The 15,032-nt window shown below is 39.0% G+C and carries 17 protein-coding genes and 1 pseudogene; 15 read left to right on the top strand and 3 right to left on the bottom strand.

The features are described from left to right. The first annotated feature begins 148 nt into the window (after nucleotides 1-148). From KKC46_19995 to ettA, 5 genes are all read left to right on the top strand, one after another. Nucleotides 149-895, top strand: coding sequence for a hypothetical protein (locus KKC46_19995; protein MBU1056082.1), 747 nt, complete (start codon nucleotides 149-151; stop codon nucleotides 893-895). A gap of 158 nt (nucleotides 896-1,053) precedes the next feature. After that, nucleotides 1,054-1,482, top strand: coding sequence for an iron-sulfur cluster assembly scaffold protein (locus tag KKC46_19990; GenBank protein MBU1056081.1), 429 nt, complete (start codon nucleotides 1,054-1,056; stop codon nucleotides 1,480-1,482). Between the two features lie 43 nt (nucleotides 1,483-1,525). Beyond that, nucleotides 1,526-1,822, top strand: coding sequence for a hypothetical protein (locus tag KKC46_19985; GenBank protein MBU1056080.1), 297 nt, complete (start codon nucleotides 1,526-1,528; stop codon nucleotides 1,820-1,822). A 17-nt stretch (nucleotides 1,823-1,839) separates the two neighbouring features. After that, complete coding sequence (locus tag KKC46_19980) at nucleotides 1,840-2,565, top strand: metallophosphatase family protein (GenBank protein ID MBU1056079.1); 726 nt, start codon at nucleotides 1,840-1,842, stop codon at nucleotides 2,563-2,565. Between the two features lie 21 nt (nucleotides 2,566-2,586). Continuing rightward, complete coding sequence (gene ettA / locus KKC46_19975) at nucleotides 2,587-4,272, top strand: energy-dependent translational throttle protein EttA (GenBank protein ID MBU1056078.1); 1,686 nt, start codon at nucleotides 2,587-2,589, stop codon at nucleotides 4,270-4,272. Nucleotides 4,273-4,540: 268 nt separating this feature from the next. Here the strand turns inward: ettA and tgt are convergent, their stop codons facing one another. Then, complete coding sequence (gene tgt / locus KKC46_19970; protein ID MBU1056077.1) at nucleotides 4,541-5,665, bottom strand: tRNA guanosine(34) transglycosylase Tgt; 1,125 nt, start codon at nucleotides 5,663-5,665, stop codon at nucleotides 4,541-4,543. A 295-nt stretch (nucleotides 5,666-5,960) separates the two neighbouring features. Here tgt and KKC46_19965 point away from each other — a divergent pair, with 295 nt between their 5' ends. The 5 genes from KKC46_19965 to KKC46_19945 all read left to right on the top strand — a co-directional run bounded on the left by KKC46_19965 (nucleotide 5,961) and on the right by KKC46_19945 (nucleotide 8,644). After that, nucleotides 5,961-6,197 carry a hypothetical protein gene (locus KKC46_19965; GenBank protein MBU1056076.1) on the top strand — a complete coding sequence of 79 codons (237 nt, stop codon included), beginning with the start codon at nucleotides 5,961-5,963 and terminating at the stop codon, nucleotides 6,195-6,197. 165 nt (nucleotides 6,198-6,362) lie between these two features. Beyond that, entirely contained in the window at nucleotides 6,363-6,950 is a 588-nt protein-coding gene (locus KKC46_19960) for a formylmethanofuran dehydrogenase subunit E family protein (protein ID MBU1056075.1), read from the top strand. Between the two features lie 20 nt (nucleotides 6,951-6,970). After that, a complete protein-coding gene (locus KKC46_19955; protein MBU1056074.1) occupies nucleotides 6,971-7,264 on the top strand; it encodes an antibiotic biosynthesis monooxygenase in 294 nt (97 codons plus the stop codon). Between the two features lie 6 nt (nucleotides 7,265-7,270). Next, nucleotides 7,271-8,185, top strand: a complete 915-nt coding sequence (locus KKC46_19950) for a 2-dehydropantoate 2-reductase (protein MBU1056073.1) — start codon at nucleotides 7,271-7,273, stop codon at nucleotides 8,183-8,185. Between the two features lie 120 nt (nucleotides 8,186-8,305). Further along, the gene (locus KKC46_19945) at nucleotides 8,306-8,644 is read left to right on the top strand and encodes a hypothetical protein (GenBank protein ID MBU1056072.1); all 339 of its coding nucleotides are present in this window, start codon (nucleotides 8,306-8,308) and stop codon (nucleotides 8,642-8,644) included. A gap of 312 nt (nucleotides 8,645-8,956) precedes the next feature. On the opposite strand, the pseudogene KKC46_19940 reads toward KKC46_19945, so the two are convergent. Next, nucleotides 8,957-9,106 (bottom strand): annotated as a pseudogene (locus KKC46_19940) (PLP-dependent aminotransferase family protein). Between the two features lie 155 nt (nucleotides 9,107-9,261). Between KKC46_19940 and KKC46_19935 the strand changes: the two are divergent. Continuing rightward, complete coding sequence (locus KKC46_19935) at nucleotides 9,262-11,598, top strand: DEAD/DEAH box helicase (protein ID MBU1056071.1); 2,337 nt, start codon at nucleotides 9,262-9,264, stop codon at nucleotides 11,596-11,598. Then, on the top strand, nucleotides 11,588-12,649 hold the full coding sequence (locus KKC46_19930) for a hypothetical protein (protein ID MBU1056070.1): 1,062 nt from the start codon (nucleotides 11,588-11,590) through the stop codon (nucleotides 12,647-12,649). Before KKC46_19935 ends, KKC46_19930 begins: the two co-directional genes overlap by 11 nt. A gap of 15 nt (nucleotides 12,650-12,664) precedes the next feature. Here the strand turns inward: KKC46_19930 and KKC46_19925 are convergent, their stop codons facing one another. Continuing rightward, nucleotides 12,665-12,829, bottom strand: coding sequence for a hypothetical protein (locus tag KKC46_19925; protein MBU1056069.1), 165 nt, complete (start codon nucleotides 12,827-12,829; stop codon nucleotides 12,665-12,667). Nucleotides 12,830-13,009: 180 nt separating this feature from the next. Here KKC46_19925 and KKC46_19920 point away from each other — a divergent pair, with 180 nt between their 5' ends. From KKC46_19920 to KKC46_19910, 3 genes are read left to right on the top strand one after another with little or no spacing between them, the layout of a single operon-like run. Then, nucleotides 13,010-13,288 (top strand): hypothetical protein, encoded by a 279-nt coding sequence (locus KKC46_19920; protein ID MBU1056068.1) that lies wholly within the window; start codon nucleotides 13,010-13,012, stop codon nucleotides 13,286-13,288. After that, nucleotides 13,275-13,895, top strand: a complete 621-nt coding sequence (locus KKC46_19915) for a hypothetical protein (GenBank protein MBU1056067.1) — start codon at nucleotides 13,275-13,277, stop codon at nucleotides 13,893-13,895. The genes KKC46_19920 and KKC46_19915 overlap by 14 nt, the downstream gene beginning before the upstream one ends. Further along, nucleotides 13,823-14,821, top strand: a complete 999-nt coding sequence (locus KKC46_19910) for an IS66 family transposase (protein ID MBU1056066.1) — start codon at nucleotides 13,823-13,825, stop codon at nucleotides 14,819-14,821. Before KKC46_19915 ends, KKC46_19910 begins: the two co-directional genes overlap by 73 nt. Nucleotides 14,822-15,032: the final 211 nt, after the last annotated feature.

Raw genomic sequence — 15,032 nt, 5'->3', positions numbered from 1 at the left:
ATCGCTCAATACTCCCTTCCAGAAAATAATGATGCGATTTGCAGTATTAATTATGATTGCGCGTTTTTGTCTTCCAATATCAAAAAAACATATCGGGATCATTTTGATTCAAGTAATTGTGTAAACATTGCTGAAATGATAAAAAATCATGAATAAGAACAAAACATCATTAAAAGCAGGAGCAGTACTTGAGTTCAAGTTTGATGAACTGCCTAACACTTTATATGGTTTAAAAAAAGGTAAAAGGATAACATCCCGGCTGCTTGCTTGTCTACCCAAAAACTATACAAGGGATTCTTTATTCCCCGTTTTGGTATATATTGCAGGCGGAGATGGCGGAAGTATAAACAGAGAAAATTTAAATTATGTCCGTAAACTGACGGCTGATAAAGACTTTATAGCAGTAGCGCTGCCGCTTTTTAAAAAAGACCTTGATCCTGAAGAAATGTTTAAAGGTGTTTTGATAGGAGCATATGATGATCTGCCGATGATTTCCAAGTGTTACCGGAAGATGTTAAAGACCTTATTTGATGCTGTTTTGAATATTGATGCAAAACGAAGTTTGTTTGGCGGATTTTCAAATGGTGCGCACACAACAGCAATGCTGGTTTCGGCTGTAGATCCTTTTATTATGAAACATTTTTCAGGCTTCTATCTTTTAGACGGAGGTTGTTACATTACAAGCGGTCATAAAATAGTTGTTCGAAAAAAGCGCTTTATCCAATTTGTTGGCGGAAGCCGCAGATACAAATGGCGGCGCCATTTGCTTGATTTTGTGGATGCAAATCACGCAATGGGCTGGCAACCTGATGTAACTATAGTAAAAATGCCAGGTGTAGAACACGCTTTTCCCGATGAGTATATCCCACAATTAAGAAAATGGTTTAACGAATAAAACGAAAATAGACAAAAGGCAACATGTTTACCGCTTTTATAAAGCTTGCAATGCTATTGTGGTTTTATTAAAAGACTTAATTAAATATGTAAAAATATATTCTTAAAATTATTATTTACCTCTATAATATTTATAAGACAATTGTTTTGGAGAAAAAAATGAGCACAGAAGTATCTGATTTTTGGCAAAATCATTCTGATAAATTCCTGAAAATGGCTTTTATGAATGATAAAAATGAAATCATTAAAACCCCGGATGGTTATGGCAAAAAAGAGGGCGATTGCGGAGATACCATTGAGCTTTTTATAATAACCCGTGGCGATATTATTGAAACAGCTTCATATCATATCAACGGATGTATTAACACTGTTGCATGTACAAATACGCTTATTGATATGGTAGAGGGGAAAACACTGGAAAAGGCTTGGGATGTTACTCCTGAAGCTGTGGCCGAATATCTTGAAACTCTGCCCGAAAATCATTTTCATTGTGCAGAGCTTGCTGTGGGAGCGCTGTATTTAGCGCTTGCAAATGCTGAAGCACTTCGTCGTGATCCATGGAAGAAAGCATATAACTCACATTATTAAACCGGTATCATGTAGATTTTACAAATCATAAACTGGTGTACTTATGAAAATTAAAATGAATCTATCCGGGCATTGCATAGAAACAGAGGCTAAGCGCCTATATAATAATAGCATTACCGAATTTTTCGAAAATTCTGAATCGACAGATTCTGAGTTGGAAGAAAAAATCGAAGGACTTAAGAGTTTCCTAGAATATACGGATTTTGCTCATTTAAGAGGCAGGCATCCGGTTCTTGCAGGAACAGAAGAAGGGAAAGCGATTCTTAATTTACTTGGCGAAAATCTGTTTGAACTTGAAGTAAACGAAAGCATTTACAGGGCACAGAAAAAAGACCGCTGATATTCTTACGGAGCTTTATGAAACTTGCAGTTGTTTCGGATATTCATGGCAACGCAGAAGCATTTGAAGCAGTTCTGGCCGATATCGATATTTCGGGTGCAGATAAAATAGTTTGTCTTGGTGATGTCATAGGTTACGGGCCTGAACCGAATGAAACCATCAAAATGATTTGTGATCGTAATATACCAACTGTCTTGGGAAACCATGAACTATGTATTATCAATCGGGAGTATCTATCAAGATTTAATCCTTCTGCATACCGTTCTATGCTAATCACAATAGGTATGCTAAAAGAAGAATCTTTACGTTTTGTTAAAAACCTTAAGAAAAGCATACTAACTTACAGTTCTCGTTTTGTTCACGGTTTTCCTCCGGAATCGCCGACAAAATATATGTTTGAATTTGACAAAAAAGGGATATTTGATGCTTTAGGAAAATACGAGGAGAGGGTATGTTTTATAGGTCATACGCATAGCTTAAGATTAATTGAAATTGATGGAAGTGCTATAGCACATAACGTTCTGGATAAAGGCGTAACGCAGCTTTGCGCCGATAAGCGCTATATAATAAACGCCGGAAGCGTGGGGCAGCCAAGAGACGGTGACAAGCATGCCAAATATATTATATGGGATACATTAAATGATTCAATTGAAGTAAAATATATCTCTTACGATATTAATTCTGTAGTAAATAAAATTATAAAAGCAGGGCTTCCTGAGAGAAATGCCAGGCGGCTTTTGTGAATAAGGAGAAATTTAAAGAAGATGAGTAATGATCCTAACAAAATAATATATTCCATGATTGGGGTAAGTAAATTTTATGACAAGAAACCTATTATTAAAGATATCAATCTTTCTTATTTTTATGGTGCAAAGATTGGAGTTCTTGGCTTAAACGGTTCAGGCAAAAGCTCATTACTTAAGATTCTTGCCGGGGTTGACAATGAATTTGTTGGAAAGACAATTCTTTCTCCCGGACACACTATAGGTTTTCTGGAGCAAGAGCCGATACTTGATGAAAACAAGACTGTGAAGGGAATAGTTGAAGAAGGAGTGCAGGATATAGTTGATGTTGTTAATGAATATAACAGCATAAATGAAAAATTTGCAGAGCCTATGTCAGATAATGAAATGAATAAGCTTATCGAGCGCCAGGGCGTAGTGCAGGAAAAACTTGATGTGCTTGATGCCTGGGATCTTGATGCACGCCTTGAGATGGCTATGGATGCCCTTAGGTGCCCTTCCGGAGATACGGCTGTTAAGGTGTTATCAGGCGGCGAGAAAAGACGTGTCGCACTTTGCAGGTTACTACTTCAAAAACCGGATATTCTGCTTCTTGATGAGCCTACAAACCATCTTGACGCAGAATCTGTTGCATGGCTTGAACATCATCTGAAAAATTATGCTGGAACAATTATTGCCGTGACTCATGACAGGTATTTTCTTGATAATGTTGCCGGTTGGATACTTGAGCTGGATAAAGGCCACGGAATTCCCTGGAAAGGAAACTATTCGTCATGGCTTGAGCAAAAGCAGGCAAGACTCGCACAGGAAGAAAAGACTACGAGCGAGCGCCGTAAGACATTGCAAAGAGAGCTTGAATGGATCAGGCTGTCGCCTAAAGGACGTCATGCTAAATCCAAGGCGCGTATTAATTCTTACGAAACTCTTCTTGGCCAGGAAGTTGAAAAAAGAGCGAAAGATCTTGAAATATACATTCCACCCGGACCCCGTCTCGGGAATATAGTAATAGAGGCAAAAGATGTATCTAAAGGCTTTGATAATAATCTCCTTATTGAAAACATGACTTTTTCTCTTCCTCCAGGCGGTATAATCGGAGTTGTTGGCCCTAACGGCGCCGGAAAAACTACGTTGTTTAGAATGATAGTAGGGCAAGACAAGCCTGGTTCGGGAGAAATTAAAATCGGAGAAACCGTAAAAACGGCATATGTTGATCAAAGCAGGGATGTTCTTGACCCGTCAAAAAGTATATGGGAAGTAATTTCTGAAGGGCTTGATATCGTTATGTTAGGAAACAAGGAAGTAAACTCGCGCGCCTATGTGTCTAAGTTTAATTTTTCAGGAACCGATCAGCAGAAAAAAGTCGGATTGCTTTCAGGCGGAGAAAGAAACAGGGTGCATCTTGCACGTATGTTAAAAGAAGGTGCTAATGTACTTCTTCTTGATGAACCTACAAATGACCTTGATGTAAACACCATGCGGGCTTTGGAAGAAGCGCTTGAGAACTTCGGAGGTTGTGCGGTTGTGATAAGTCATGACAGGTGGTTTCTTGACAGGATAGCAACCCATATACTAGCTTTTGAAGGAAACAGCAAAGTAGTATGGTTTGAAGGAAACTACTCCGAATATGAAGCGGATATGAAAGCTCGTTTAGGGGCTGCGGCAAACCAGCCTCACCGGATTAAGTACAGGCAGCTAACAAGGATATGATGAGAAAAACTAAATAGAGTGTCCAAGGATCAGGGGGCAGGTATCAGAAACCGGGGGTCATAAGCGCTAAAAAATAATTAAAATATCGAATATCGAAGAAAAAATAATGAATGTCGAAGAAGATACAAGATATGATATTGAGGATCGGTAGATTGGTTTTACAGTAACAGCAGATGATGTAGGGCGGGGTTTTACACCCCGCCGCATTTTTCTTTGCATACCCCTTTCATAGAGCTTTACTGAGGCCAACTGCTTTTCGGGTTGAGTTTTACTCGATAGCTTGGTTCTTTTTGCTTTTTTTCTTATACACTTCAAGCCATTCTTCGCAAAAATCATCATAGCGGTTTTGTTTTATGGCGTTTCTTATGTCTTTCATTAAATCCTGATAAAAGGTCAGGTTGTGAATGGTAAGAAGTGTTTCAGCAAGAGGATCGCGGGAAAACAGCAGATAACGCAGAACCATTCGTGGATATGTTTTGCATGTGTAGCACTGACATTTTGTATCAAGGGGAAACTTGTCTTTACGGTAGGTTTTATCAAGAATTCTGATTTTACCCATTCGTGTAAAAAGGGTTCCTTGTCTGGCGTATCTTGTAGGAATTACGCAGTCGAACATATCCATTCCGCCTTTTACCGCTGCAAGCAAATCTTCAGGAAGTCCAACCCCCATTAAATACTTGGGTTTATGTTCCGGTAATAAAGGTGCTGTGATTTCAACCACTTTTTTCATAAGCTCGAAACCCTCGCCTACGCTGACTCCGCCTATCGCATAACCGTCAAAAGGAATCGAGGTGATTCCGGCAGCACTTTTTTGCCGAAGTTCAGGAAAAATACCGCCCTGAACGATTCCGAACATAAACTGGTATTCTTTTAATTCAACTTTTCGGCAGCGTTTTGCCCATTCGGTAGTCCGTTCAACCGATTGCCGTATATATTCTCTTGAAGCCGTATGTTCGACACATTCATCAAAAGCCATTACGATATCTGCTCCAAGATCACGCTGAATTTCCATTGAGCGCTCAGGAGAAAAGAAAATGCGTTCTCCGCCTTCCTCATAGGAAAAAGAAACGCCGTCATCGCTTATTTCTTTTCCGGGAAGAGAAAAAACCTGAAAACCGCCTGAGTCGGTAAGTATGGTTTTATTCCAGCCCATAAAACGGTGAAGACCTCCCAATCGTTTAACCGTAGCAAGTCTTTCACCGATGGAAAGATGATAAGTGTTTGCAAGCACAACTTCGGAATTCGTTTCGGCAACATCTCTTGGAGTAATAGATCGTACAAATCCGGCGGTGCCCACAGGCATAAAGGCAGGAGTATGCACTATGCCGTGAGCCGTTTGAAATTCCCCCCGTCTTGCACCGCATGAATCAATGGCAATAAGTTTAAATCCGATGTCTTTTGATTTCATTTTTATTTCCGTAGTTTTTGATGGCCTTTAATAAAGCAATTATTATCAATGTAATAAATCCAACTCTCTTATATTTCAATATTCCTATTCTTGCAAGTATCACAACTTTTACGAATTTTCATTAATGCATATTTTATTTTAAAAAAGCTATCAATATATTAATAAAGCACATTAGTATTTGATAATTGATACAATCTTGTATTATATAAATTTATCTGATTTCAAAAACCGGGGAAGCCGGATTGGGTTGTTTTCAAGAAGAGTCAAGAGGAGGTATCCGTTGAATACCGTAGCACAGGCAAAGAAGCATTTAGCCTATAGAATTCGGATTAAATCTGATAAATGTCAAAGTTGCAAAAAATGCATTGTAGTTTGCTCAAAACAATACATCATCTTTGATGAGAAACTAAAAAAAACAAGACTAAAGCGTGGTTCCATATGTGTTGGATGTAATAAGTGCACAAAGGTTTGTGCATATAGAGCTATTGTACTTGATCCTGTAATCTTTGATGAATAGCATATACCCATGCGTTAGTATCAATTCTTTTCAAAAGAGGAATTATTTGTTGAAAATGATTCATCCATGAGTAATGTTGCACAGGCAAGTGCAAATAGCACCTTATGTGTCGATATAATTTTAAAAAAATATATTTGGGAAAAAGTAATGAAAAATAATAAAAAAATGATTGGCCATTATTCTTTTAAAGAGTATGTGGCTGCTGCCAAAGATTTTCATGGATACCCAGCTCCGGGAATCCTTGTCGGAGGAATAATGGTCGATTATGCATTGCAGCATATGCCTGAAGGAGTACTTTTCGAGGCTCTTTGTGAGACTTCCAGCTGTCTTCCTGATGCTATTCAGGTACTTACACCATGTACCACAGGAAACGGCAGGGTTACAGTAAACAATTTAGGCCTGTTTGCCTTAAGCCTTTATGATAAATTTACCGGAGAAGGGGTTCGTGTTTATTTAGATCCGAAAAAGCTGGAAAACTATCCGGAGATTAAAAGCTGGCTTTTTAAGCTCAAAACAAAAAGCGAACAGAACAAAGATTTGCTTTTAGAACAAATCGAGGAAGCAGGCGCTGATATCTGTGGAATACAAAGTATAACTATTGATAGTAAATATTTGGGCAAGCACAGCAAAGGTGCAATAATTGTATGTACTAACTGCGGAGAAGCCTATCCTCAAAAAGATGGATCAGTATGCTTAAGCTGTCAGGGCAAATCCAGGTATATCTCATCAGAAAATTTCAACCATAGGCTTTAGAAAAAAAGGAAGGTAACGAAATGAAAGAACATATTACCTGTGTTGCAACATTTATTGCTAAAGAAGGTTGTGCAGAAAAATTAAAAAATGCATTAAGTGCCCTGATTGAACCGACCAGAAAAGAAGAAGGTTGCATAAGTTATGTTCTTTACGAAGGGCTTGAAAATCCAAACTTGTTTACAATGATAGAAAAATTTGCTGATAGAAAATCTTTTGATTTTCACAGCCAACAACCATATTTGCTGAGTTTTAAGGAAACAGCAGGCGAGTTTATTGAATCAGTGTCGGTAAATCTCTTTAAAGAGGTTACATGAATTAAAATGAATATCGCAATAATGGGAATCGGTGGTGTGGGCGGATATTTTGGCGGGAAACTGGCAAAGTATTGTGAAAACAAAAAAGATATGAAAACAGTATTTATAGCCCGCGGAAAACATCTGGAAGAAATTCTGAAAAACGGCTTAAAAGTAATTGCAGATGAGAGTACTTTTGTTGCAAGACCTTACAAAGCAAGCAGTGATCCGGAAAGTTGCGGTTTGTTTGATTTAATAATATTTTGTGTGAAAAGCTATGATCTTGAAGAAAGTGCAAAATTATTTAAAAATTGTGTGAATAAAAACACGGTGGCGATTACCATATTAAACGGTGTGAATAACTCACAACGTTTAAAGGCTGTGCTTCCTGATACTCGGATATTAGACGGCTGCGTATATATCGGTGCATCAATTGAAAAAGCCGGTGTTGTCCGGCAATCGGGCGGATCATGTCAATTTTATTTTGGAGATGAAAGTACAAGTAAAGAATATTTGGAAATTGAGCAGTTACTAATAGATGCAGGTATAAAGGCCGAATACCGCAAAGACATAAAGAAAGTTATATGGGAAAAATATATGTTTGTTTCTCCTCTTGCAAGTGCTACTTCTTATTGCAAAAAGACATTCGGCGAAATTATGGAGGATGAACAAAGCAAAAGCATCTTAATAGGGCTATTAAAAGAAGTTGAAAATGTTTCAAAATATCAAAAGATTTTTCTTCCCGATGATATTTGCAAAAAGTCAATTGATAAGGTATCATTGTTTCCATATGAAACTAAATCTTCACTGCAAATGGATTTTGAAAGAAAGAAAAAAACGGAGCTTGATATATTCACAGGATACATAATAAATTGTGCCAAAGAGTATGGACTTAGTGTCCCATACCATGAGAAAGTTTATAAAGTTTTATCAAGCATATGATATATTATTTGCCAATAGAGCCAATTTAAAAACGTTTCAGTTTGTTCAAGCTCAAAACGTGGTGTTTTGAAACTGGCTCAATACTTAAAACACAATTAAAACAGATAAGGAGCTACGCAAATGCATATTTACGTAGAATTATGGAAGCCAAAACCGGCATGGGTCGGACTTTCGGATAACGAGCGCAAATCTTACATAGACAGCCTTTTGCCTGTAATTGGGATGTTAACCGAATCCGGTGTGAAATTAATTAGTTTTGCAATAAATGACGAAGACACGGAATACAAGGCCGATTTTAAGTATATTGCAGTATGGGAGATGCCCGATAAACAAAAAGCAGTATTTTTTGAACAGGAAGTAATCAAAACCGGATTTCATGATTACTTCGAACAGATAAATGCCCGTGGTGAATCAGTGCCTCCGGATGTTTTGCTTGGGGATATGGCAATTGTTTTGTAATAGGAAATTATGAAACTGATTGAAAGTCTTTAAAGTCGATACGAAGCACGCCGCTAAGCATAATATTTACCGTTGGTTGTAGCGGTGTGCTTCAAAGAACAATATCGGTTTGTTAAATATTTATCATTTTATTGTTAGTTTCTTAATTGTATTTCCCAGTTTCCTGATCCCAATCCGAATAGTTGCTTCATCTACACATGAGAAATTAAGCCGCATAGTGCGTGTTTTTGTTGTATTAACTTAGAGCTGATAACCTTCCGAATTACTGTACTGGAAAATATCTCTTCCGTGTATGCCAAATACTTTATTTGTTGCTTCTCTTATCTCCTCAACGGGAAAAAGCTCTCTGTTTGGAAGACCGCCTGCAAAAGAAATTACCGATGGATCAAGTGCAACCTTGAGTATTTCGCGGATAAATGAACGCGGGACATCAGAAATCCGATCAGAAAAGATGCTGTTCATAAAAAGCTCCTTTGTATGATATATTTTCTCCGGTTTTATATATAGTTTAGCATTGAAATTATATAATTTTTTGTTCTAATATCAACCTTTCAATAATTCATAAAGGTATTATTAAACAAGGATGTTTTACTAATAATCGGTTTGAGTGTTGTAATATGGCGAAAACAAAGGAAGAAAAACGAAAAGCAAGGGAAAAGGCCAAAAAGCTAAACAAGCGTAAAGCGAAGCATGCGGAAAATAAAGGCCTGAAATCGGAATTCTATTATGATGAAGCCATGTGGTCGATTCAATCCAAAGATTACGAAAATGCTCTAATATATTTACAAAAAGCGATTAAACTAAGTCCGGCTGATGAGGATTGCTTGAGAGAATTAATCTATATCGGGCGTGAAATGGGAAGAAATGATGTTTTGCTGATCGGATTGGATAAATTGTACCGCATAAACAAACTGGAGAATGAATTCCTGCCGCTTTATGCCGATACCCTTGTTAAAGAAAAACGGTTTGAGGATGCCATAAATATTCTGGAAGTACTTCTTGTCCGTTTACCGGAAATACATATTCAGAAAAAAAATAAGATTAAATCCCGAATAGCCGATTCCAGGCAATACTGCCTGTACATGCTTGAACAGAAAAACAAGTCCAAAAAGATTCAAATCGTAAGGAAGCCAATAATAAAACAGGAAAACCCCGAACCGGCTGCTGACTCCGACAGGAAGCCTCCGGCAAAACCTGCAAAACCCCAAAAACAGGACTTGCCGGATATCCCGGTGACATTTTCGATTGACACTTTATCTTTCACAAAAAGTCTTGCAGAAAACCGGACTACGGCTGCTGTTGATCTTTACAATTTGATCCTGGAAGCACACCGGCTCCATTTTATGGATTCTTTTGAAAATTTAATCTGCCTTTCTTCCTTAAAAAATATAAAATCATTTTGGTATCAGGAGGAAACAGCCAGAAAAGTTTTAAAGACCTTCAGAGGGCGTGCGCTTTTGTCTGATGAGGTAGGCCTTGGTAAAACAATAGAAGCCGGAATTGTGCTTAAGGAGTATATACAGCGGGGAATGGTAAAAAACGCATTGATCCTGACCCCTACACCTCTTGTCAGCCAGTGGCGGGAAGAATTGAAAGTGAAATTCGGGATAGATGTTACGTCTACTGATGACCCCGAGTTTAAGAACAGTGATGATTTTTGGGATAGGCCGTTTATTCTGGCGTCCATCAACCATGCCAAATCACCAAAAAATTTCAAACATGTAACAGAAAGAGAATATGATATTGTAATTGTTGATGAAGCGCATCACTTAAAGAACCGCAGCACGCTTAACTGGAAACTGGTCAATGCCCTTAAAAAAAGGTTCTTGCTGCTTTTAACTGCGACTCCGGTTGAAAACAACCTTATGGAGTTATACAACCTGATTACTTTGTTAAAACCAGGCCAGTTAAAGACACAAACGGAATTTCGAAAAGAATTCATGACAAAAGGAGATCCGGCCAGCCCTCAAAACAAAAGGCAGTTAAGAGAACTTCTCGGTCAGGTGATGATCCGCAATACCAGGGCTTTGGCTAAGATTGATATTCCACCCAGATTTGCACAAACAATTCGTGTTGAACCGGGGCAAAGTGAAAACGAGTTGTATGAACGCGTAGTTTGTCTGGTTGATGCCATCAACCGGACAAAAGGTGCCGGAGCCAGGCTTTTACTGAAAAATCTGCTTGCTGAAGCAGGATCATCGCCGCGGGCACTGGAAATCACTCTGAACCGGATTCTTGCCAAAAAAGACCTGCCGGATGAGAATCAGGATGAAATAAGAAGAATAGTCAATCTGTGCCGCACAATTATGGGAGAAACGGGAAAAAACAAAACACTTCTCAAACTGATACAGAAACAAAAAGGTAAAATTATAGTTTTTGTAAAATATATTGGTTCACTTGAGCAGGTTTCCGAATTTTTAACCTGGTACGATATTCCGCATGTCCTTTTTCACGGCAGTATGGACAATGTTACAAAAGATGAACAAATCCGTATTTTTCGTGAACAAAAGGATGTTCTGATCACTACCGAGATTGGCGGAGAAGGCCGAAATCTCCAATTTTGTTGTCAGATGGTTAATTACGACCTGCCGTGGAATCCTATGAAAATCGAGCAGCGTATAGGAAGAATTCACAGGATAGGTCAGGACAAACAGGTAATGATTTATAATCTGTGTAATGCCGGGAGTATTGAGGATCATATACTTGAGATCCTTGACCGTAAAATTAATATGTTCGAAATGGTTATCGGTGAGATTGATATGATAATCGGCCGTATCCACGGAGAATCCGAATTCGAGGATATTGTATATAATATCTGGGTTAATGCACCATCTCAGGCTGAACGGGAAAAAGAATTTGCCGGTTTTGGTTCGCATTTGAAGCGTTTAAAAACACAACATGAAAAAACCAGAGAACTAGACAAGAATCTTTTTGGAGAAAATTATGAACTCTAACTCTGACCAAACGCTCACAGATTTTTCCAAAAAATTTTTTCGGATTTATGGTGTAGCAACGGAAAGTCATGCAGATCAGATGGAAGTACTGCTTCCTGAAGCATTGGCGGAGCAACTAAATACTCCCGATCATTTTAAAGTTCAAACCGGAGAAGATGCCCAGGGGGATTTTTCCGTTGCATACGGTTCAGCGTTTCTTGATAAAATATTAAACCATGTTTGTGATACCATTCCGGTGGTGGAATGCTCACTGCATTTTAATTATATAAAAAGCCAGGGATTTGACAAGCTGATAACGGATATATTTTCGTTTAACGGCGCTTCAGGTACGGTTGAAAACCATGCTGAAACATTAACCCGGTATATTGTTCTTCCATGTCGGTATATAGCTCAAAGCGATGAACAGAAAGAAGGCATGGTGTCTTTGTGCTTTAATCTTGAAACCGGAGCTTGTGTTGCAGGAATAGAAGACGCTCTTTATTATACCGAAAAAAAATATGAATCAGGGAACAGGAAAAGTGTTATTGAAAAAACCGTAATTGAAAGGTTGATTCAGGCGGTCGAAAATAATGTTCCTATTGTTCTTGCCGATGAAATTAAAATGTTTCAGAGCAACATGAACAGACGGTTTAAACGGGATGTTGATAATTTAGATGAATACTATACCGGGCTAAAGCGGGAAATGGAAAACAGCTTGAAAAGGCCGGGTATTTCAGATCAGTTAAAATCGGATCGCCAGGAAAAGATACTATTAATTCCTCTTGAGCTTGAGAAAAAAAAAGATGACCTTTTTAAAAAATACAGCATCAAGATACGGCTTGTATTATGCGGAGCCATGATCATTAATTCTCCATCCGTTAAGATTAGCTACAATGCAGCCATCGGCCGGAAAACAAAAAAACTTGCCATGATATATAACCCTTCAAGCAAATCGATTGATCCGTTAGTTTGTGAAGGATGCGGGACAAGCACATATAATGCAGGGTTTTGCGATTCGCTGCATTTGTTGTGCCCGCAATGCCTGCTTGGATGCCGGATTTGCAGTAAATAAGAAGTAGTACATGGGTTAATCAAGATTGGATTCAACTCCTTCAGGATAAAGGCGAGGGAAATAATATCCCACCACGGATGCTGGAAAACCGAGCATTACAGGCCCTTTTTCCGAATCGGAAACCAAATATCCTTTTACCAGTAAATTACTGACGACCCTGCGTGCTGAACGTTCAGGCATTCCGATGATATTCGGGATTTCTCCGCGAGGGATTTCCCCGCGTAAAAATACATCGTAACAGTTTAGTTCTTTCGGTAACTATTTTAGCATTATTTTTAGTTTGGTTTGCTTTTCTCTTGACAAGCGGGCCTTTTTTTATGTAAATTACAGGAGTATTAATACTCATTTAAGGAGACAAATATGAAACGTACGGATATTCTGAAAAAAAAACAAACCAGACTCAAGGAAGACATTTGTGCAATGCTCGATTCCTTTCTTATTGGGACAGTCGCAAAGTCGCCGTCTATGACTGGGCATAACCTCACAACCAAAGTTGAAGGGAAAACCGTAACACTTTATGTCCGAAAAATCATTGCTCCAAAAGCATTGGAGATGAGCAGCCGTTATAAAATGCTCTGGAAGCTTATGCAGGCTTTGTCTAAAGTCAACTGGGAACTGCTTAAACTTGAAAACGAGTAGCATGTTTTATCAGCCGCGTGATTTTAAATGCCCTCATAAGGACTCATGCCCTCACCTGGACTGGCTGTCAACCAAGTGGATTCTGGGTGAGTACCGAAGAGGCAAAGATGTTTACAGTGAGCATCTGCGGATAATCGATAAATTTTATGATAGCTTAGCAAACAGAGATAAACGGATACGCTTTCTGGAAGGGGAGAATTCGGAGCTTAAGGCAAAATTAAAAATGTTGCATCAGAAGCAATTTAAAGCAAATAAGAAAAAAGACGATAGTATTTCAGAGGATATAGGCTCGTCTTCCAACCAACAAAAAAAGAAAAAACGCGGTGCGCCGGTGGGCCATCCCGGATGGGCGAGGTCCAAACCGAAGCGCATTGACAAAAGCGTTTTTGTGCCTGCTCCAACGACATGCCCTTATTGCCGGAAGAAACATCTGACTCCTTTAAAGGAGTTGCGCGAACATATACAGGAAGACATTGTCATTAACCCACGAACTGTGGTTACTCGTTTTCTGCATGGGCAAGCTTTCTGTACAAGGTGCAATCGTCCTGTTGTGCCGGTGAAGATGAAATTTCAAATGCTCCTATCGGTCCGGTTGCAAAATCTGTAGCACTTTATTTGCGATACCGAATAGGTATCCCTTATAGAAAAACGACCGAGTTATTTCGTGATATATTTGGGTTAAAATTTGTTCCTGCCTCTGCTGTTGGATTCGACAGAAAAGCATCTGCTTGCGGAGCGTCTATTCATGAAGATTTACTTGAGAAAATCAGAGTATCCGATGTGGTTCATGCTGATGAAACCTCCTGGCGAAATGACGGTATAGGGCATTATGTATGGTTTGCCGGAAATGAAAAACTTGCTTATTTTCACATAAACAGACATCGGTCAGGTAGCGTGGCAAGAGCAATTTTCGGAGAACACTTTGAGGGCATCCTGGTTCGTGACCGGTATGCTGCCTATAATGGTATTGGAAGTCAGTGGCAGTCCTGTCTGGCGCATATAATAACAAAAGCCAAAGAAGTCAAACGAGAACATGTATTATTGCCGCAAGCCGAAAAAGACACAGCAACAGACCGGTTTTGTGATCGGGTCATAGCCTTTTTCAAAAAAGCCTGCGACACAGCAAGGAAGTTAAACTCAGGTGATATATCCTGGGAATCAGCGGAAGGCATCGCTAATCGCTTTATCAAACAACTTTCCAACATCCGCAAACGGCCGCTTTCGTTCAAACCCGCAGAAACATTGAGGGCTTATCTGACAGGCCCGGAACAAAAGTTCCTTTTTACTTTCCTCCGGTATCCCGGTGTACCGCCTAAAAACAATCATGCAGAACAGTCTCTAAGGCATCTGGTTATCTTCCGCAAAATATGTTTTGGAACCCGATCAGAAAGTGGCCTAAAAGCTCATAGTATTCTTTCAAGTCTAGTACAAACCGCCAGAAGACAAGGTGTTCACCCAGGACAATTCCTGCAAATACTTCTCACAGCCGACACTCCGACAGCTCAGGCTGCACTGTACAATAATTCAAGCTGAAGCCATGAATAATCGTGCAAAATGTGGGGACTAAACTGTTACGCGAAATACAATATCAATTTGTCAAGTTAGTTCATATTTCAAGGTTTGATAATCATATAAAGGGTTAAGTTCATACACAAGATTTAAAAATATTAAGACACCTCCTTACCCATAGGTGTTAAACTATGGAACCAGTTCGCATAAGCGTAACGAGATATCATTAACTTTT

This window comes from Pseudomonadota bacterium, from assembly GCA_018817425.1.
GTDB lineage: Bacteria > Desulfobacterota > Desulfobacteria > Desulfobacterales > RPRI01 > RPRI01.
Note: the sequence above shows the minus strand (reverse complement) of the source record. Positions and strands in the feature narration are given on the sequence as shown.

What these genes read in the sequence shown, in the direction of transcription:
- KKC46_19945 (MBU1056072.1), top strand. Translation starts at nt 8,306, where the DNA reads ATGCATATTTACGTAGAATTATGGAAGCCAAAACCGGCATGGGTCGGA.
- KKC46_19935 (MBU1056071.1), top strand. Translation starts at nt 9,262, where the DNA reads ATGGCGAAAACAAAGGAAGAAAAACGAAAAGCAAGGGAAAAGGCCAAA.
- KKC46_19980 (MBU1056079.1), top strand. Translation starts at nt 1,840, where the DNA reads ATGAAACTTGCAGTTGTTTCGGATATTCATGGCAACGCAGAAGCATTT.
- KKC46_19985 (MBU1056080.1), top strand. Translation starts at nt 1,526, where the DNA reads ATGAAAATTAAAATGAATCTATCCGGGCATTGCATAGAAACAGAGGCT.
- KKC46_19960 (MBU1056075.1), top strand. Translation starts at nt 6,363, where the DNA reads ATGATTGGCCATTATTCTTTTAAAGAGTATGTGGCTGCTGCCAAAGAT.
- ettA (MBU1056078.1), top strand. Translation starts at nt 2,587, where the DNA reads ATGAGTAATGATCCTAACAAAATAATATATTCCATGATTGGGGTAAGT.
- KKC46_19920 (MBU1056068.1), top strand. Translation starts at nt 13,010, where the DNA reads ATGAAACGTACGGATATTCTGAAAAAAAAACAAACCAGACTCAAGGAA.
- KKC46_19925 (MBU1056069.1), bottom strand. Translation starts at nt 12,829, where the DNA reads ATGCCTGAACGTTCAGCACGCAGGGTCGTCAGTAATTTACTGGTAAAA.
- KKC46_19955 (MBU1056074.1), top strand. Translation starts at nt 6,971, where the DNA reads ATGAAAGAACATATTACCTGTGTTGCAACATTTATTGCTAAAGAAGGT.
- KKC46_19930 (MBU1056070.1), top strand. Translation starts at nt 11,588, where the DNA reads ATGAACTCTAACTCTGACCAAACGCTCACAGATTTTTCCAAAAAATTT.
- KKC46_19950 (MBU1056073.1), top strand. Translation starts at nt 7,271, where the DNA reads ATGAATATCGCAATAATGGGAATCGGTGGTGTGGGCGGATATTTTGGC.
- KKC46_19995 (MBU1056082.1), top strand. Translation starts at nt 149, where the DNA reads ATGAATAAGAACAAAACATCATTAAAAGCAGGAGCAGTACTTGAGTTC.
- KKC46_19990 (MBU1056081.1), top strand. Translation starts at nt 1,054, where the DNA reads ATGAGCACAGAAGTATCTGATTTTTGGCAAAATCATTCTGATAAATTC.